General features: G+C 45.5%; 20 protein-coding genes. 14 read left to right on the forward strand and 6 right to left on the reverse strand.

What is annotated here, in order from left to right; all coding sequences use genetic code 11:
• Window positions 1-3: 3 nt before the first annotated feature.
• The 3 genes from fliH to fliJ are packed head-to-tail and all read left to right on the forward strand — an operon-like array spanning window position 4 to window position 2,563.
• Complete coding sequence (gene fliH / locus R7Q11_RS04120; RefSeq protein ID WP_005375050.1) at window positions 4-759, forward strand: flagellar assembly protein FliH; 756 nt, start codon at window positions 4-6, stop codon at window positions 757-759.
• Entirely contained in the window at window positions 752-2,098 is a 1,347-nt protein-coding gene (fliI, locus tag R7Q11_RS04125) for a flagellar protein export ATPase FliI (RefSeq protein ID WP_005375057.1), read from the forward strand. Before fliH ends, fliI begins: the two co-directional genes overlap by 8 nt.
• Window positions 2,099-2,122: 24 nt before the next feature.
• The gene (gene fliJ / locus R7Q11_RS04130; protein WP_005384016.1) at window positions 2,123-2,563 is read left to right on the forward strand and encodes a flagellar export protein FliJ; all 441 of its coding nucleotides are present in this window, start codon (window positions 2,123-2,125) and stop codon (window positions 2,561-2,563) included.
• Window positions 2,564-2,579: 16 nt separating this feature from the next.
• On the opposite strand, the gene R7Q11_RS04135 is transcribed toward fliJ, so the two are convergent.
• Together R7Q11_RS04135 and R7Q11_RS04140 are read right to left on the reverse strand one after the other, a co-directional pair.
• Window positions 2,580-3,638, reverse strand: a complete 1,059-nt coding sequence (locus R7Q11_RS04135) for a S1 family peptidase (protein WP_017634716.1) — start codon at window positions 3,636-3,638, stop codon at window positions 2,580-2,582.
• A gap of 73 nt (window positions 3,639-3,711) precedes the next feature.
• Window positions 3,712-4,605: a LysR substrate-binding domain-containing protein gene (locus R7Q11_RS04140; RefSeq protein ID WP_033906699.1), complete on the reverse strand. Its 894-nt coding sequence runs from the start codon at window positions 4,603-4,605 to the stop codon at window positions 3,712-3,714.
• A gap of 128 nt (window positions 4,606-4,733) precedes the next feature.
• Here R7Q11_RS04140 and R7Q11_RS04145 point away from each other — a divergent pair, with 128 nt between their 5' ends.
• From R7Q11_RS04145 to R7Q11_RS04170, 6 genes are all read left to right on the forward strand, one after another.
• The gene (locus tag R7Q11_RS04145; RefSeq protein WP_033906700.1) at window positions 4,734-5,657 is read left to right on the forward strand and encodes a DMT family transporter; all 924 of its coding nucleotides are present in this window, start codon (window positions 4,734-4,736) and stop codon (window positions 5,655-5,657) included.
• Window positions 5,658-5,756: 99 nt separating this feature from the next.
• A complete protein-coding gene (locus tag R7Q11_RS04150; RefSeq protein WP_005375065.1) occupies window positions 5,757-6,203 on the forward strand; it encodes an SRPBCC family protein in 447 nt (148 codons plus the stop codon).
• A gap of 83 nt (window positions 6,204-6,286) precedes the next feature.
• Entirely contained in the window at window positions 6,287-7,039 is a 753-nt protein-coding gene (locus R7Q11_RS04155) for a phosphatase (RefSeq protein WP_225466241.1), read from the forward strand.
• Between the two features lie 156 nt (window positions 7,040-7,195).
• Window positions 7,196-7,585, forward strand: a complete 390-nt coding sequence (locus R7Q11_RS04160; protein WP_021035869.1) for a cytochrome b562 — start codon at window positions 7,196-7,198, stop codon at window positions 7,583-7,585.
• A 218-nt stretch (window positions 7,586-7,803) separates the two neighbouring features.
• Window positions 7,804-8,163, forward strand: a complete 360-nt coding sequence (locus R7Q11_RS04165; RefSeq protein WP_080276971.1) for a hypothetical protein — start codon at window positions 7,804-7,806, stop codon at window positions 8,161-8,163.
• A gap of 415 nt (window positions 8,164-8,578) precedes the next feature.
• A complete protein-coding gene (locus R7Q11_RS04170) occupies window positions 8,579-10,018 on the forward strand; it encodes a PepSY-associated TM helix domain-containing protein (protein ID WP_225466213.1) in 1,440 nt (479 codons plus the stop codon).
• A gap of 51 nt (window positions 10,019-10,069) precedes the next feature.
• Here R7Q11_RS04170 and R7Q11_RS04175 read toward each other — a convergent pair whose 3' ends face one another.
• From R7Q11_RS04175 to R7Q11_RS04185, 3 genes are all read right to left on the reverse strand, one after another.
• Window positions 10,070-10,453, reverse strand: a complete 384-nt coding sequence (locus R7Q11_RS04175; protein WP_225466214.1) for a VOC family protein — start codon at window positions 10,451-10,453, stop codon at window positions 10,070-10,072.
• Between the two features lie 30 nt (window positions 10,454-10,483).
• Window positions 10,484-11,413 carry a LysR family transcriptional regulator gene (locus R7Q11_RS04180; protein ID WP_042601221.1) on the reverse strand — a complete coding sequence of 310 codons (930 nt, stop codon included), beginning with the start codon at window positions 11,411-11,413 and terminating at the stop codon, window positions 10,484-10,486.
• 77 nt (window positions 11,414-11,490) lie between these two features.
• Window positions 11,491-11,964 carry a hypothetical protein gene (locus tag R7Q11_RS04185; protein ID WP_225466215.1) on the reverse strand — a complete coding sequence of 158 codons (474 nt, stop codon included), beginning with the start codon at window positions 11,962-11,964 and terminating at the stop codon, window positions 11,491-11,493.
• A gap of 288 nt (window positions 11,965-12,252) precedes the next feature.
• Between R7Q11_RS04185 and R7Q11_RS04190 the strand changes: the two genes are divergently transcribed.
• From R7Q11_RS04190 to R7Q11_RS04205, 4 genes are all read left to right on the forward strand, one after another.
• On the forward strand, window positions 12,253-12,936 hold the full coding sequence (locus tag R7Q11_RS04190) for a spondin domain-containing protein (protein WP_225466216.1): 684 nt from the start codon (window positions 12,253-12,255) through the stop codon (window positions 12,934-12,936).
• Between the two features lie 9 nt (window positions 12,937-12,945).
• Window positions 12,946-13,641, forward strand: coding sequence for a spondin domain-containing protein (locus R7Q11_RS04195; RefSeq protein WP_005383999.1), 696 nt, complete (start codon window positions 12,946-12,948; stop codon window positions 13,639-13,641).
• 146 nt (window positions 13,642-13,787) lie between these two features.
• Window positions 13,788-14,519: a response regulator transcription factor gene (locus R7Q11_RS04200; RefSeq protein WP_054574909.1), complete on the forward strand. Its 732-nt coding sequence runs from the start codon at window positions 13,788-13,790 to the stop codon at window positions 14,517-14,519.
• 116 nt (window positions 14,520-14,635) lie between these two features.
• Window positions 14,636-16,009, forward strand: a complete 1,374-nt coding sequence (locus R7Q11_RS04205) for a sensor histidine kinase (RefSeq protein ID WP_225466217.1) — start codon at window positions 14,636-14,638, stop codon at window positions 16,007-16,009.
• Between the two features lie 27 nt (window positions 16,010-16,036).
• Here the strand turns inward: R7Q11_RS04205 and R7Q11_RS04210 are convergent, their stop codons facing one another.
• Window positions 16,037-16,552: a superoxide dismutase family protein gene (locus R7Q11_RS04210; RefSeq protein ID WP_104976434.1), complete on the reverse strand. Its 516-nt coding sequence runs from the start codon at window positions 16,550-16,552 to the stop codon at window positions 16,037-16,039.
• A 541-nt stretch (window positions 16,553-17,093) separates the two neighbouring features.
• Between R7Q11_RS04210 and R7Q11_RS04215 the strand changes: the two genes are divergently transcribed.
• On the forward strand, window positions 17,094-18,503 hold the full coding sequence (locus tag R7Q11_RS04215) for an aminotransferase class V-fold PLP-dependent enzyme (RefSeq protein ID WP_005375092.1): 1,410 nt from the start codon (window positions 17,094-17,096) through the stop codon (window positions 18,501-18,503).
• Window positions 18,504-18,561: the final 58 nt, after the last annotated feature.

The following is an 18,561-nucleotide window of genomic DNA, read 5'->3' on the forward strand; positions in this document are numbered from 1 at the left end:
GTCATGCTAGAGACAAAATCAAGTACTATGCGATTGCCTCCGAGCGGGTATCGTTTACACCGTTTTCCGCCTTTAGCGCAACCTAAGACTATCGAAGACGAATTCGGGCTAGATAACCAAGGCTGGCAAGAACCTCAAATAGATATCCAACAGCAACTTGAAGAAGGTTTTCAACAAGGTTTGCAACAAGGACATGAGGAAGGTTTACGCCAAGGTATCGAACAGGGCAAGCAACAAGGTCTGTTGGAAGGTCAAAAAGAAGGTTTCCAAAAAGGCTTTGTTTCCGGTGAGCAGTCTGGAAAGCAAGGCTTTTTGGAGGCGGCGAAGCCTGTCAATGAACTTTTTCACGCCCTTTCTCGTTGGCAAGATGAAAAAGAACAGCAACAACGCCATATGATTTGTGAACTGGTACAAAAGGTTGCTCAGCAAGTGATTCGTGCTGAGCTCACTTTAATGCCTCAGCAGATCCTAGCTTTGGTGGACGAGACATTGTCTGCCATGCCTGGTAAAGCGGAAACAGTAACTGTGCATTTAAATCCGCAAGATTTAGAGCGCATTACTCACATCAATGCTGATTTGCCGCAATCTTGGAAACTGGTCCCTAATACGGAGCTTCCTATTGGTGGCTGTCAGTTAGTGACTGATGACGCAGAAGCGGATGCGAGCTGCGACTCTCGTTTGGAAGCCTGTATGGACAATGTAAAGCAACACCTTTTGGATGAAGTCAGTATTCCACAGGTAGAGTCTGAGCATGAGTAATACCCTAAGCCATGAACTATTAAGTGAGCGTTTGAGCGAAGCCTTGGCTTCGCTCGATTCAATCCCTGTTGCTCGCGTAACAGGGCGATTGATAAAAGTAAACGGCTTAATGTTACAAGCCGTAGGGTGTCGGTTTAAGCTTGAGCAGCGTTGTCTCGTAGAAACCGCGGAAGGCGATATGATCGAAGCGCAAGTTGTGGGCTTTGAACACACTATTGCTTACCTCATGCCTATCCGCCGTTTAGGCGGTCTGTTTGCAGGTGCAAAAGTCATCCCTCTTGATGGTGACAGTACCGTGCAGCTAAGCTCTCAGTGGTTAGGACGCGTACTGAATGGTTTAGGTGAGCCGTTAGATGATGGGGCTCCGCTTAAGGGGGGAGATCGAGTTTCACTTGAACCAAAACCGATTAACCCACTGAAGCGACGCCCAGTTGATACACCACTCAACGTAGGCGTGCGAGCGATTAATGGACTATTGACGGTAGGCAAAGGCCAACGTATTGGTTTGATGGCTGGCAGTGGCGTCGGTAAAAGTGTGTTAATGGGGATGATCACCAAAAACACGGAGGCCGATGTAATTGTGGTCGGGCTTATTGGTGAGCGAGGCAGAGAAGTACGTGAGTTCATCGAGAGAAACTTAACCCCAGAAGCGCGCAAGAAAGCGATCATTATCGCGGCTCCTGCTGATGAATCCCCGCTAATGAGGTTAAGAGCGACACTACTTTGTCATCGCGTTTCAGAGTATTTCCGAGACCAAGGCAAAGACGTTCTACTTCTGATGGACTCTCTAACCCGATACGCCATGGCACAGCGCGAAATCGCTCTTTCGCTCGGTGAGCCTCCAGCTTCTCGTGGTTATCCGCCCTCAGTCTTCAGCGTATTACCTCAACTCCTAGAGCGAGCGGGTAACAGTGAAAATCAACATGGTAGCTTAACGGCAATTTATACCGTATTGGCAGAAGGGGACGACCAACAAGATCCTGTCGTGGATTCCGCGCGCGCCATCTTAGATGGGCATGTCGTTTTATCGCGTCAACTGGCTGAGCAAGGGCATTATCCCGCGATAGATATCAACGCGTCTATTAGCCGTTGTATGAATACTTGTACGCAGGACGCACACAGCACGATTGCGAATAACTTCCGTCAAATGTACTCCAACTACCTTCAGGTTAAAGAGTTACTGCCATTAGGGGGTTATCAACCAGGACAAGATCCTGAGTTAGATCAATCTGTTGCTATGTATCCAAATTTGCGTGCATATCTACAACAAGCTGCCAACGAGTCTGTAGATTACCCAACCAGTTTGACCGAGCTCGCGCAGCTTTTTCAAAGTGCTTAATCAAATGGGAGTGACAAGGCTGAAATGAAATCCAAGTTAAAAGCCGTAGGCAAGTTACAGCAAATGGAAGAAAAACAGCGTGACCGTGTGGGTCAACAACTTGATGCCATGCGTCAGCGTCACTCCCATCTTTCAATGCAATTGGAACAGTTGTCGGCGTTGAAAGGCCACGCTGGACAATCAACCCGAACCGGCCCGACGCTGACGAGCGCGGCTTTGATGAACTTTAATCGTGTTGACCAAATGCTACAAAGAATGCTTCGTCACCACGAGCAAGAGCAAGCCGTTATGCAAGCGGAATGTGCATCTGTACAGAAAACGCTAGAACACAAGCACGCACGCGTTCAAGGGTTAGAAAAAGTGCTTGAACGTTGGCGTACTAAGCAGAACTATGAAAAAGCGAAAAAAGAGCAAAAGATGATTGAAGACATCATTAACTCTCGCGTTAAGCGCAAGATATTATGATGTCTTGTTGACGCTACTAGGAGCGCGAATAATTTCTGCGGTGTCTTAGCCAACCAAACCAGCCTCCAAGCATGATCAACCCTGATCCGAGAGCACCGCCGCCACTGCTGCCGTTGTTACCAAAGCCAGATGTGTTGGTATCGACAGGCTCAAAGCCAGAGTCCCCTTCGCTATGATAATCTTCCGAACTTGCTAAGAGGGCGTTATAACTGGTTTTTACACCTGAGCTGGTTTGGGTCTCAATCCATGTTGCATAGTTCAAAATCTCGGTAAACACACTTGGAATCGCAGCGGATTCGCAAACTGAAGAACCGTAGCTCACAATGCCAATTTGCTGATACATGCCATTATTGTCTTGATAGGTGAGAGGACCGCCTGAGTCACCACGACAGATGCCAGTGTAGCTTCGTTCAGGAAATCCATTCGCACATAAACTTTCCTGAGCGTTAAACCCTGTTACCAACGAAACGCATTGGGTGTCGGTAAGGGGTTTTACTTCTGCCCAGCGTAAATAGTTAGGGGGGCTTTCATCATTGGTTGAGGTCTGACCTAAACCGAATATCTGATAAACTGACTTGCTGCTGTAGTCTCCAAAGTCTTGCGGTAAAGTGATGGATTGGACGTTATCGGTGATAGGTCTAGTCAATTCAAGGACAGCGATGTCATTAATCCATAAATCGCTAGGCACATAATCAGGATGAATCGTGATAGAGCGAACATCTTTGAATTCTTCAACAAACACGTCATTCATCGTAGGGTTTTTGACTAACACTCGTAGGTCGTTGATTGTCCAGCCGTCAGTAAAAACGCTTGGTTCTACGCAGTGGGCCGCAGTTAAAATGAAGCGGTCGTTTACAATGGTTCCCCCACAAATATTGGCAAACTGATTCGCGCCAGTTTTATGTAGAATAAGACGTGCAAAAAAAGGAAGTTGGTTTTGGGTAGCCTGCTGACCCCCAATAATTGCCGTGGAGATCCCTTGTTCTGAAAGGCGGTTATCATTTTCTACTTCAGCGGTCGTACTCAAAGATACTGCAAAACAGAGTGCGCTTAGCCATATTTGATACTGCTTCATAAACCATCCTTGGATGAAAAGTGCTCTTCTAACTTTATACTAGTTTTTCAGTGAATGTGCTTAACAAAAGTTTCTAATAGTTGAATGATTGTTGTAGCCAAGATCGCAACAGATGAAACGATTCAAGCTTTAGCTTGTGTGGCGGGCATACAAAGTAAAGCTGTTGATGAGGATTAATGACGGGTTCACCCAGCTCGATTAGCTGACCATATTTGATGTCATCCTTCACAAACAAGCGATGAGTGACCAATAACCCCAAACGACGAGTTGTGGCCTGGACGGCTTGTATCGACATGTTAAAAGTGATTGGTTTTTTATTTTTAGGTCGCTGGATACCCGTCGCGTCCAGCCACACGTTCCAGTCATTTTTTCTTCGTTCGTTAGTAACTTCAATGATGGGATACTGCTTTAAGAGTTGAGTGATGTTTGAGTCCTTTGTCTTCGCTATCAATTCAGGACTGCACACCAAAACCAGTTCATCTTCACTGAGCTTTTCGCAGTAGTAATCCTGCCATTCTTCGGGATTTCCATGCACCAAAGCCGCGTCGATACCTTCTTGTTCTAAATTGAATCTGCCAGACAGGTTTGATAAACGAACGTCTAATTGAGGAGCAAACCCTTGTAAATCTGACATTCGAGGAATCCACCAGTGAAGAGCCAATGAATTCACCATATTGAGCGTAACACGTTGCAAATTCTGATCTTGGATGAGTGCTTCCGTTGCATCGACAATTTGCTCTAAAGCGGGTGCCACCTTTCTGTAATACTTTTTACCGTCCGCGTTGAGTTGAACTTGTCTGCCTATGCGATCAAATAGAGGCTTGTTGACTTGACTCTCCAGCGATTTAATTGCCTGACTTACGGCTGAGTGGCTCACACTTAATATCTGTGCTGCTTCTGTCATGCTGCCAGACTCAGCTACTGCAACAAATGCGTAGATGGACTTTAAGGGGACTAGTTTCCGCATAATTTAAAAACCGTAGCTGGTGATAGATAAGTTAAACTGTAAGTTTTTCTTACATCAATGGTTAATATTACTCGCTATTTACTATAAGTGATGTCTTTTAAAATGCTCCATATATTAAGGAGTATTGAATGAATGCTGTAAATAAATCTATCCTTTTCATGTTAATGTCTACGTTAAGCTTATCTGTTACTGGACTGTTAGCAAAGCAGTTGTCAGGCGAACTTTCCGTCACACTATTTAGCTTCTTACGTTTTTTGGTGCCTGCGCTTATCTTGCTTATCTTACTTCGTGTGAAAAACCTTACCTTTCCTAAAGCGGGCACGCTAAAGCCTATTTTATTGCGTGCTCTTTGTATCGGTTTGTCACAACTTTGCTTTATCGCGTCATTACAAACGTTAACGCTCGTTGAGGGGGTCGTTTTGTTTGCTACTGGCCCATTATTTATTCCCTTGGTTGAAAAGCTGTTCATGAGGGGGCGCATTCGTGTTTCAACATTGGCGGCTTTAGCAATGGCGTTCACTGGTGTGGTTATGTTGGCGGGCGGCGGAAGTGAGATCACATGGCGAGCGGATTTATTGCTCGGCTTGGCTGGTGGACTCTTCAATTCTGGTTCTCAGCTTACGTTATATAAAGTGAGTAAAACAAATATGTCGCCGCTAGAAATCAACTTTTGGGCGTTTGGTTTTGCTGCCGTATTTCTGTTGCCGCTAACTTTGTTTAACGACTTCGACGTGTTACTTAATATGAGTGTTATGGCGCCTGAGATTTCTTCAAATACGCTGTGGATCGGTATGATGTCTCTGATGATCATTAACACCCAAGTTTTTCGCTCCAAAGCATATAAACTGGCAAGCAGTGGCTCTCAACTTGCACCACTCATTTTTACTAACTTATTGTTCACTGCGGTTTGGCAGAGCCTGTTTTTTGAAGACCGAATGAGTCAAAGTCAAATTGTTGGGATGAGTTTAATAGTGCTCGCAATCATACTGAACACATGTTGGGTTCGCTTTAAGGCGCATCGCAGTGGCGGTTTACAAGCGAGAACTTCTTAGTCTGTCGGAAAATGAAGGGGGCAGGTAGATAAATTGGTCGTGTGGTTTGATTTTTCCTGAGTATGGGCTAGCGTCAAGAAAGGTTCAGGGAGAGAAATCATGCTTACGCTAAATTATTACGTCGAAATTTCGGCGACACCGCAACGAGTGTGGGAAGTGCTAACCGATGTTGAGTTGTATAAACGTTGGGCGCAAGCCTTTTCACCGCAGTCTCAATTTGAAGGAGCTTGGGAAGAAGGAGGTGGCATCACTTTTTTTGATCCAGATATGGGCGGGACAAGGGCGATCATAGATACGGTGCTACCCCTTCAAAAACTTGAATTTCATCATGTTGCCATTTTTAATCCGGATAATCGTCAACAACTCGATGCTGACCTAGCATCTAGGTGGATCGGATCGCGAGAGATCTACCAGATCGATACCAACAACGATCGTTTACTACTCAATGTTACCATTCATACTCACAATGACTTTGTTTCCATGTTTAATCACGGATGGGAAAAAGCCTTACCCTTGATAAAAGCCATTAGTGAAGAGCAAGCTTAGGGTTCTTGCCTATCTTGGGCTGACGATGCGTTGCCTGAAGGTATACAATAGCACGCAAGATAGCGCACCTTAGAGAGTGGATGATGGAATTTAAAGTTGATACCCATACACATACGTACGCAAGTGGTCACGCGTACAGTACCTTGATTGAAAATGCAAAGTTGGCAAAAGAGAACGGGCTGGATATGTTCTGCACGACCGATCACGCAGAATCAATGCCGGGTGCGCCTCATTACTGGTTCTTCTCTAACCAGAAAATTCTGCCTCGCTTTCTTGAAGGCGTTGCGATTATTCGCGGCGTTGAATCTAACATTATGAATACCGAAGGCGACATTGATATTCCACTGAGTGTGGACCGCAACTTAGATTGGGTGATTGCGAGTTTTCATGAACCCGTTTTTCGTCCTGCAAACAAGCAAACTCACACGGAAGCACTTGTTAATGTCATTCAGAGTGGTCGTATTGATGCGCTCGGTCATCTTGGTAATCCAAATTTCGACTTTGATTTTCAGACCGTTTTAGCGTGCGCGAAAGAGCACAATGTCGCGATTGAAATTAATAACACCACGCTGAAAGGCAACAGCCGAGTAGGCAGCGTAGACCGTTGCCACGAGATTGCACAAATCGGGAAAGATCTCGGTGTTTTCTTCACCACGGGCAGTGACGCGCACTTCTGTCACGATGTTGGTAATCTGGATTTGGTTGGAGAGTTAATGGACAAAGTGGGTATTGATTGCAAGAAAGTGATTACTCACACCGCTCAGCAGTTTTTGTCTTTCTTAGCTTTGAGAGGCCGTAAACCAATTGCAGAATATGACAGCATTCTCAACGCATAAACTTGATTACATTTAAGGTATGCACCCGACGCCAGATTGCTTTACACTGCGACCCGGAAATACTCAACTAAGCTAGTTTTTCGCCTTTTATGGCGTAGGTTATTTGGGTGAATAAAGCCGACACAGAATTCGGCACTATAAATGGAGAAGTGAAAAATGTTACGTCCTTTAGTCCTAGGGTGTGCGATTGCGTTTGGCTCAACATACGCAATGGCAGAAGCGGTTGATTTAAAACAAAACATGAAACAGATGAAGATGGAATTCAAACAGGCGGCAGAAGCATCTGATGTCGAAACCATGAAATCTGCGATTGATAGCTTGCAAGCGATTGTTGAACAATCTAAGCGTGGTAATTACCCACCAGAGAAGTTTGATACTTACTTAGAAGGCTTTAACAAGCTGACGGTAACGCTAGATAAGATTGAAGCGGATCTTGATGCGGGCAAGCTACAAGAAGCAAAAGCTCAACTGCGTGAAATCGATAGTCTTCGTGAAGAGTACCACGACAAGCGCAATCCAAGCATTTGGAGCAAGTTGTTTGGCTAATTATCTACTGAGCGGAGCATTTGCTCGTGGCAGTGGATTACGCGTTATCTCTAAGTAATGAATGAACACATTATCAGCCTGCCATTTCGGCGGGCTTTTTTGCGACTGTCAATCGATGCATTCAAGAAAACCTGTGAGGTAGCAAGCACTTATTGATCCTGTTTTTGAGCTATCACTCAAAATTGGTTACGCTGTGTGAAATTTGTTAAGTCACCGTTATGCGTAGATTAATTCCTTTTTACCGCTCGATGTTATTTGCTAGTGCTCTCAGTTGGGTGCTAGTGACACTGATGCCTGTTATCAATGCTCATGGTAACAGCATGGGTGTGTGGGCGACGCTATGTACGCTTAACGGATTTGAGTTGGTCCAAATAGAAGAGGGCGACAATTCGGTCAGCCACAAAGGCAAGCCTTGTCCGTTTAGCCACTTCTCGACTTTTCATCACGATACACTTCCAACGACACCGATACTTTCAAGACAGAGCTTGGTGACTTCTGACAGCTACGCTTATTTGGCTCTAAGTGTGCGATTTGAAACACCAGTTCCTCGAGCGCCGCCAGTTTCCCTTTTCTCATAACAAAAACAATTACACGATACCCAAGTAACCTCGAGATGCTTGGTTCAGCGAGAATGACTTGGTTTGTAGACGCGGCGGCGATTTAAAGGTCTAGTGGGTCTAAATCAAGATATCGACAACAAAGTATACAAGCCAAGGCAACTCGCCCTTCGGGAGCGTGTTATTGCTCCGATTGCTGCTTCAAACAACTTGGAAAGAGTTGTCTATTACACAGCGTTGTTTTCTTTGCACTCGAATCAATGACAACGCTCTGAATCCAGCATCTTGAAGTCACTTGGGTATATAGTCAGCAACACTGCCACTTCGAGCAGTGGTACTCCCAAATCTAAGTCAATTAGCGCCGCATACAAATGTGTATGTGCAGGATGCGTTTGACTGAATTTGGGTGTTCAACAATGAAAAAAGGAAAATACACATGTTGAGAAACTCGGCAAAGCCTCAACTCAAGGAAGCCTCACGCGCAAAATCCATCTACTTTATGACGTGGCGATGGCACTTTTACGCAGGTTTGTTCGTCATTCCATTTATGCTCATGCTTTCCCTCACGGGGTTGGTGATGTTGTTTGATGATGAAATCGAACTGGCTCGATACGAAGCGACATTACAAGTTTCACCACAAGAGCACATGATTCCTGTCTCTGCACAATTGGAAACCGTAAAGCAGGCGTATCCCGATTTTAATGTCACTCAATTTGTACATGCTAAAACGGCCGATATCGCCAACCGATTCTCGATTCAAAACCAAGAAGGCAGCTCGCTGATTGTTGCAGTAAATCCTTACACAGGAGACGTACAAGGCACCATTAATCGTGGTGATAGCATCTATGAACTGATGAACAGCATTCACGGCACGTTGCTCATCGGCGACCTAGGCGACCGTTTAATTGAAATCGCCGCAAGTCTGGGGATTTTGCTGTTGGTGTCTGGTTTGTACCTTTGGTTACCGAGAGACAACGCCAGCCGCGCCGGCTTTTTGAAAATTCGCCTTAACAATGGCCCTCGAATTTTGATGCGTGACCTGCATGCGAATTTAGGTGGTGTGCTTTCGATTGTTCTGTTGTTCTTTTTGATTTCAGGTTTGTCTTGGGCAGGGATCTGGGGGGCGAAAATGGTGCAAGCTTGGAATACCTTCCCAACCTATTACACATGGGGTGAAAAACCGGAATCCACACTGACACACAAAGATCTTAACCATGGTGCATCAGAAGAGATGCCATGGAACTTAGAGCTTGCTGCTGTGCCAGAGTCGAAAGATAAGCCCGCTCATGATCATGCCAATATGAAGGAAGAGATGGCATACGCAGGCAACCATGATGCGCTCTCCATTGATGATATCATCCTCAAGGCTGAAATGATGGGCTTCACTGGCTATAAGCTGTTTTTGCCACGCTCTGAGACGGGCGTTTACACCGTTGCAGCTAACTCTATGGGCGGCGATATTTCCGACCCAAGACAAGATCGCACCAGCCACTTTGACCAATATTCCGGTCGCTTGTTGGTGGACGTCACGTGGCAAGATTACAGTTTGTTTGCCAAGTTAATGGCGGCAGGTGTGTCATTGCATCAAGGTGATGTCAGTGTGCTTAACAAAGTGCTCAACGTGGTGTTCTGTTTGGCGTTCATCTTAATCTCAATCACAGGTGTGGTGATGTGGTGGATTCGTAGACCAAGTCGCAGTGCTGCATTGGGCGCGCCACCTAAGTTTCAGCAAGGCGGTATTTGGAAGCTTGGTTTAGTAACGTTGGTAGTATTGTGTCTGGCGTTCCCGATGGGCGGTTTGGCTATTGTTACGGTTCTAGCTCTGGATTGGTTGTTGTTTAACCGCGTCGAGAAGCTGAAAACGGCGTTGAATTAGTAACAGACAAAGAGTGGAATAGTAGAAGAGCCAGCGAAGTTCTGGCTCTTTTTATTTCTGATAAATTTCCAGCGGTAAGCCATCTGGATCTTGGAAGAAGGTAAAGGCTTTACCTGTGAATTCGTCAATACGAATTGGCTCAACTTCAACGTCATTCGATTCTAGGTAGGCTTTCACTTGTTCAACATCATCAACCAAAAATGCGAGATGCCTTAACCCTTGTGCTTCAGGAAAGCTCGGTCTCTCTGGTGCGCCCGGAAAGCTAAACAGTTCAACTTGGCTGCCGTCAGGTAAAGCGAGGTCAAGCTTGTAGGAGTCTCTGGCTTCGCGATAGTTTTCAGCAATGACTTTCAATCCCAACACTTCAGTGTAAAAGCGTTTTGACCTTGGGTAGTGGCTGCAAATGATCGCGACGTGATGAATAGCCTTAAACATGGTTAGCCTCTTCAAACATGGCTCGTATCCTCAAGCATGGTTAGTGTCCTCGGAGACTAAATGCTCCTTAACGAAGTCGATAAACACGCGCAGACGAGCAGGCATGTATTTGGTTTGTGCATACTGCATCGCGATAGCGCCGTGGTAGTTACTCTTTATCATCCAATCCGGCAGAACCTCCACCACTTCCCCTTGCTCTAACGCGTCTTTGATCACGAAGTCATGGAAGATCCCAATTCCCAAGCCAGACTTAACCCCGTTCAAGCGCATTTGAGAATGGTTGACGGCGTAGCGTCCACTTACTGCAATCGAGTGGAACGCTTCCTCTTTAAAGAACGACCAGATGTTGTCTTTGTCGTTCTCGGCAAGGTAAATGCAGTCGTGCTGCTCAAGCTCAGTGGGATGCTCAGGCATACCGTGTTTGGTGAGGTAATCTGGAGAGGCACACAAAACAAGGTTAGTCTTGCTGATCTCTTTGAGTACCAGATTCTCATCGGGTTTGTCGGTGAGCTTGAATGCGACATCAATTCCTTGGCGGAACAGATCGATCTCACCATCTGCTGCACGCAGCTTAAGTTGTATGTTTGGATAACGTTCTAGGAATGGCAACACAAACGGTTGAAGCACCGAATTAAGAAATGCTTCAGGGGCTGCTACTGTGAGTGCGCCTGTTGGCTCAGCATGATCTTCCGCAGATAGCTCAACGGCTTGCTGCGCGGCATTCACCATTGCGATGCTTTGGTCGTAAACCTTTTGCCCAGCTTGAGTGATGATCAACTTACGAGTCGTGCGCTCAAACAATTTGACCGAGAGGGCTTGCTCTAATCGTGTGATCAACTTACTTAAAGCCGATGGCGTCACGCCGAGTTGTTTGGCTGCAGCGGTAAAACTGCCTTCGTTTACCACTAAGATAAACGAAGCAAGATCAGGAAGTAGGGCAATGAGTTTTGGATTAACCATAGTTGTTCAGTTCTGCGCAGCGGAATAACGATATTGTCTGGTACGGTTTCACGAGGTTCAAGTGTCACCGTCTCGCTTTAACGATATTTTGCCAAAAATGCATTGAGTGCAGGCAAGCCAGATTCACCAGCATGGTGTTGCTGCCAACAGTGATAAATGGCCGCTTCGTGGTCTGCAATCAACTCGATAGCTTCTCGCTCAGCGATTGAATACTGTTGTGAAGCGTTCACTTCTTCATGCCACTCTCGATATTTGACCTCATAAGGTTCTACCCACTTCAGAAGAGTCGCCACCAACTCTTGCCATGGTAAACCAATCCACTTGGTTGCATCTGCCAAGCCTTTATCAAACATCTCTTGGTGTCGGCTTTCGATATCCATGCCATTTGTCAGCAGTACAGGTTTGAGCTTTTCTGCGGTGAGTTCTTCCACTTCAATCAAGGTTTTCCACAGTGTTTGTTGTTCACTTTGGGTGTAATGGCTCAAGTAGTGGTTGAAAAAAGCGATGCCGTAAATTTCGCCATAGTAGGCAGACAGAACGTTATGAATCATGGTGAGAATCGTGATTTAAACAGGGAATACTGCATTTTAGGAGGGGAAAGCGCGACGTGTAAATACCTGATTAAGAGTAAAAAAGTGCTGCTGACAGAATTCGAACAGAACTTGTGAGAATTTTATGAGAATTCGATGAAGTTGCTGATAGATTTGCTCGTCATTCTTAGAGGCAAGAACGCAAAACGTTCGAAACGTAATGCTTAACCTACTCAAGTCACGAACAAAGAAGTAAAGCCGTACACATGGGCTTGGGTAGTTCAACCCTCATTAAAGGATGGAATCACAATGAAAAAACGTACCCAACTCGGACTCGTCATGACTTCAGTCGCTATGGCACTAGGCTCTGCATCAGTGAATGCGGCGGAATTGGAAATCACCGTGACAAACGCAACCAAAGGCATCTACTTTACGCCACTTATTGTTGCTGCACATGGCTCTGATCTTCAAATGTTCAGAACGGGTCAAGCAGCAACGCCAGAACTAGAAGCAATGGCAGAAGGTGGTGATATCTCTGGGCTTGCTAGTGTGATTGGTAACGCTGGTGGTGCGGTGGTTGAGAACCCTGCTGGTGGCATTTTGAATCCAGGTGTTGCAACCACCTTCACCTTGGATAGTGGCGACCACGGATATCTTTCTCTGAGCGCGATGTTGCTGCCAACTAATGACGGTTTTGTCGGTCTAGATAGTTGGAAGATTCCAACGGAAGCGGGTACATACCGAGCAACGCTAAGAAGTTACGATGCTGGTACAGAAGCGAACGATGAACTTGCGTCTAGCATGCCAAACCCACCTTTCATTACCTTTGGTACTGGCGGCACAGGCGTTGAAGCAACGGTAACTAACGACAAAGTCCACGTGCATCCGGGTAACCTTGGTGATAGCGATCCAACCGGTGGCATCAGTGACCTAGACAGCAGCAGCCATCGTTGGTTAAACCCAGTTGCAACCATCATAATCGTTGTGAAGTAAGGGGGATGTATGAAATACAGAATCTTACTAGTAGCAGCTTCAGTCGGCTTGCTCGCCGGTTGTCCAAGCGATGATGATAATGATGTAGTGAAATCGTACCGCTACACCGTCAACGTTGCGAACTTGACTGCGAATCAACCTATGTCTCCGCTTGCTGTGCTCACTCACAATGGTGACTACCAATTGTTTGAAATTGGACAAGCCGCATCCGTTGAACTTGAGCACCTTGCCGAAGGCGGGAGTAACGCTGAGCTGATTGAGTTGATGAACAGCAATGACAGTGTTTACCAAGGTATTTCGGGTAATGGATTGGTGTTGCCGGGGGCATCGGACGAAGTCACCATCACGGTTGACCCTAGTCGTTACGGTTACTTGTCTGTGGCGTCTATGTTTGTGAATACCAATGATGCCTTTGTTGGCGAAACGGGGCTATCGCTCAAATCGCTCGCTGTGGGTGAAAGCTACGAAATGAGCATGAACGTTTGGGATTCTGGCACGGAACTGAATGATGAACTTGCTGCAACCATTCCGGGCCCAGCAGGTGGCGGTGAAGGTTTCAATGCCGCACGTAATGACAGCAATGACGTTGTTGCTTTCCATGCGGGTGTTGTTAGCCAAGATGACGGATTAGCAAACTCAGCACTTTCTGCGAACCATCGTTTCTTGAACCCAGGTGCGAAAGTCACCATCACTCGAGTCGAGTAACACAGGCTCCGATGACGTCTCCTTTCCAAAGCGCTTGTAGCCGAGCGCTTTATCCCTCATGGCGTCATCGGAACCTTTTTTGAAAGATTTTCTAATTTGTTCCGGTCATGTGCAAAGTGAGGATACTCGAAGGCAAGGAAAGGACCATGGAACAACAGGCAATCAATTTAGTCGCGAACATCTTGTTGGTGGAAGATGACGATGATTTGGCAGAACTGGTTCAGATGCATCTCAAGTTTCAAGGACACCAAGTGTCGCGAGCCACAAATGTCGCCGATGCTAAAGCGCAATATCAGCAACAACCCTTTGATTTATTGATCCTTGACCGAGGTTTACCAGATGGTGATGGTCTAGATATCTGCCATTATTTGCGTCAGCAACAAGATTGGAGCCCTGTGCTCATGCTGACAGCCAGAGACGGTGAAATGGACAAGGTTGACGGTTTAGAAGCGGGCGTTGATGACTACATCACTAAGCCATTTAGCGTATTAGAATTTCAAGCACGAGTGCGAAATGTGCTACGCAGAGTCAGTCAAACCGTAGAAGCCAAAGTAGCAAATGAAGTCCTCAATGATGCGATGGATTTTGGTCCGCTGAGAATCATTCCGGAGTTGCACCAAGTATCCCTAAACGACAAAGACGTCACGCTCACCGCGACAGAGTTTACTTTGCTGCAGTTTCTCGCGACTCGTCCGGGCAGAGTCTACAGTAAAGATGAATTGCTCGATCACGTTTGGAACACCAGTCATTCTGGTTATCACCACACGGTGTGTAGCACCATAAATCGTTTACGCAGCAAGTTGTCGTTGTCTGATTCTGATCATCACTTCATCCAAACCGTGTGGGGTGTTGGATATAAGTTTCAACCAAGACACTAATGCAAGAAAGTAAGTCAAAACATCAAGCCAAGACAGTAAGTCGGCAGTTGTTTCCACCGTCATTTTTCAATCATCACGGATGTTTCAAAAACACCGCTGTTTAAGGAGGCGATAGGATGAGCTTCAAATCTCGCTTAGTGGTATTTACTAGCTTGTGGTTCTGCCTCGCGGCGGTGGTGATTGCACTGACTTACAATTGGCAAAAAGAAACCATTGAGTTACGCACTAAGCAAAGCCTGCATAAAGAGCTAGCTAGCCATATGCGTGATGATAATCCGCTGATGATCGGGACGGATTACAACCCCAAAGCGCTTAAGTCGATCTTTCATACGCTCATGCTGATCGGCCCTGATTTTGAAATCTACTTCCTCGATAGCCAAGGCAATATCACCACCCATGCAGCACCGGAAGGGGCGGAGATCATGGGGAAGGTGGATCTCGATCCCATAAAGCAATTTTTAAATGACCAGCCTTTTCCTATTTTGGGTGAAGACCCACGTAATCGTGGTGAACATAAAGTTTTTTCTGTTGCGGCGATAGAGGAATTAGGCTCTACGGTCGGTTATCTCTACGTGGTGATTGGCAGTACCCGACATGACGCCATTGCCAATGCTCAAGTCGATACTCCTTACATCGCGCTGGCAGGATTGGTCTTAGTGTCCATTTTAGGCTTTGCTCTTGGAGCTTATGTGCTGGTCAAACGTAGCCTATTGAACCCGATTGAGCGTGTGACCAAGCAACTTCAACAGCAAGCTGAACATGATTTCCGCCTGCAACCTGATTTTACTCACCAAGTGCCAGAGCTTGTGCCGATTGCGCACTCTTATCAGATGATGGCGAAGCACATTCAGCAGCAGTTTTTACAGTTGGAGTATCAATCGTCTCATCGTCGTCAAAGCTTGTTGCAGCTTAGTCATGATTTAAAAACGCCGTTATCGAGCGTGCTGGGCTATTTGGAAACGTGGCGTTTGCAACATCCGGAATCTGATCCTTTGATTGACGTCGCTTTCCGAAATTGTGAGAAGCTTTCAACTCAATTGCATTCTTTGTTAGACGCTGCGCGCAAAGAAGCTCCAATGCCAAACTACGAGTACCGCCCCGTGGATTTGGGAGCGTTGATGGCAGAATGTGCTGAAACGATGCAGAGCCAGTTTTCTCGTAAAGAAGTGGTGTTGAAAGTGGATATCGATAGTGAAATCCAAACCGTGGGTGACAAGGGGCTATTGGAGCGATTGGTATTGAACCTGCTTGAAAATGCATTGCGCCACAGCCCAATCGGTTCAGAAGTGCATTGCCAAGCGCATTTGAGTGAAGATAAGTCGCGTATCCACTTTACCTTCGTCAATCACATCGAGGAAGAAGCGGAGGGCGGTTCTTTGGGGATCGGGACGAAGATTGTCCAATCGATCTTAATGCTTCACCACAGCTACCTTGAGACCAATGCAACATCCTCTCAATATCAACAGAAGTTCACACTTCTCGCAATCTAAAGAGAAGTGTGAGACATAAGTTAATGTTTATTCAATAACACCACATACGACGCGAGCGCCGCCACCACCTAGCTTACTTGGGTGATCGGAGTGATTGTCACCACCTGCATGGATCATTAACGCTCGACCTTTTAAATCTGATAATTTTAGGCGAGGCGCGACAACGGGCTGATTGGCATTGCCGTCCATGTCCACATAGAGTGGAGGCAAGTCGCCTAAATGATTGTCATCGGTCCAAGGATAGCCATGCTTCCCTGTGTTGTTAGGATCATAATGGCCACCTGCTGCGCCGCCTAATACGGTTTTGTCATCCTTTTCTATGCTATCGCAAGATGGATTAGTGTGAACATGGAAACCGTGCACACCTGCTGACAAACCTGATAATTGAGGCGTAAAAACAACGCCATAATCACTTTGTGAAATCTCAATGGTACCCGCACTCTCATTGGTGTTGAGAGCAGTCATTTCTACCGTTTTCGCTAGCACGTTAGGGGCGGCGACAAGAGCGGATGCAACTGAAATGCATAGCAATCCTTTTAACATGGGACCTCCTTCTTTTAGGGTGTACGCTCAAGCACATATTAGTGAAAACCTGTTGTACTTATGTCTGTTGAGCGGTGAGTTTATGTAATAGAGTGATGTGTATCACTTTATGGTCTTAAACTGATATCTCGATCCGAAATCAGCTTTCTTTTATTTAGTCTTAACATGTTGAGATCGTTAAGATATAAAAAGAATAGACGCCAATCTTAAAATAGCCTGAATATTTTTAAATTAACGCAAAGTTAAATTTTTAATGACTTTATAACAAAGCTCATAATTGTTTTATAAAGAATTTGGTGGAATTGTCCGCAATAAAGAATAATCAAATTAACGAATATATTAATGTGAACATTGTTGTTTATAGATTTGTGGTCAAACTGTTGCTTATATCATCAAATAAGATAAAAAATTGGAACTAAAGTCACTTAATGGCAGAGGAAAAAATTAAACTCTGATTGTAATGGGTAATAATGTTTTAGTAACAGATAGTTACGCACTTAAAATTAATAATATGGCTAATTTCCGACAAGGATTGAAAAAGATGAAAGACAAGGAATCTATTCAGACTAATAGCAGCCGCCGTAATTTTCTGAAAGGCGCAACAGGAGCTGTTGTTGCTGGTGTGAGTGCTTCCGCTTTCTCAGGCGTAGCTCAAGCACGAGAACAGAAAATTGATTGGAGCAGCCGCGGGCTAGGTAGAAAACACGATAAGCGCTTCTGGCGTAAAGTGCGAAGACAGTTCGTTTTGGACAAACGAACCACTTACATGAACATTGGTACAACAGGTTCAATGCCAAAACATGTTCTTGAAGATTACGAGCATAACAACAAGCTAGTGGCTAAATATCCTTGGGATATGAAAGGCAAATTTGGCTCTTGGCCTTATGTTTCAGAGATGGTTAAAGACGTCGCACCAGGTTTTGGTGCTAACCCAGAAGAGATCATTCTCAGCCGCAACACTACTGATGGCTTATGCTCGATCATTAATGGCTTACACTTTGAACCAGGTGATGTGATTCTAACGACACACCATGAACATATTGCTGCAACATCACCTATGAACGTAGCGAAACATCGTTTTGGTGTGGATGTGGTAGAAATTCAACTACCAGTATTTACTGGTACCGAAAACGTTTCTGAGCAAGATTACATTCAAGCGTTCCGAGACGCGCTTGATGCGAATCAAAACGTTCGCCTAATTGTTTTCTCTCATATCACATACAAAACAGGAACCGCGCTACCAGCAAAAGCCATTTGTGCTTTAGCAAAAGAGTATGGTGTACCTACTCTTGTTGATGGCGCGCATACGGTCGGTATGTTTGACCTTGATTTCCACGATATGGATTGTGATTTCTATGCAGGATCTGGTCATAAGTGGCAGTGTGGTCCGGGTGCGACAGGTATTCTGTATGTTCGTGATAACGGTAACCGTTTGAATGAGTATTGGAGTGACCGAGAGAACCCGTTATGGTTGATCAACTCCTCACTTTCTCATGCTGATTACCTAGGTAAACAGCTGCAAATGCAATACATTGGTAACGATAACTATCCCGCGAAACAAGCACTAGTTGATAGTTGCAAAATGTGGGATGAGATTGGTCGAGACCGTATCGAAGAGCGAGTTGTAAGCCTTGGTAGTTTATGTAAAACCTTGCTTCAAGAGTACTTACCACAAGCCAAAATGTATTCACCAAACGTGGAAGGCTTAACCAGTGGCTTAACGACGGTTAACCCGTTCTCCGATGTAACTAATGAAGAGATACTGACGGAATTCCGAGATCGTTTACGTGAAGAGTATGGTTACATCATCCGTACGACTAGCTTTAAGCTGCATAAGGATGATGACTTTGATACTTACGCGCTGCGTATCTCTACGCATTTGTTCCATGACGAACAAGATGTGGAAGGGCTCGTAGTGGCGATGACGAATTTGTATTACTCGTCGTTCTAACATCGTTGTTTATCACTCAAGCGCCCATTATTGGGCGCTTTGTGAAAGGTAAGGATAT

It is taken from the genome of Vibrio sp. 970 (assembly GCF_033339075.1).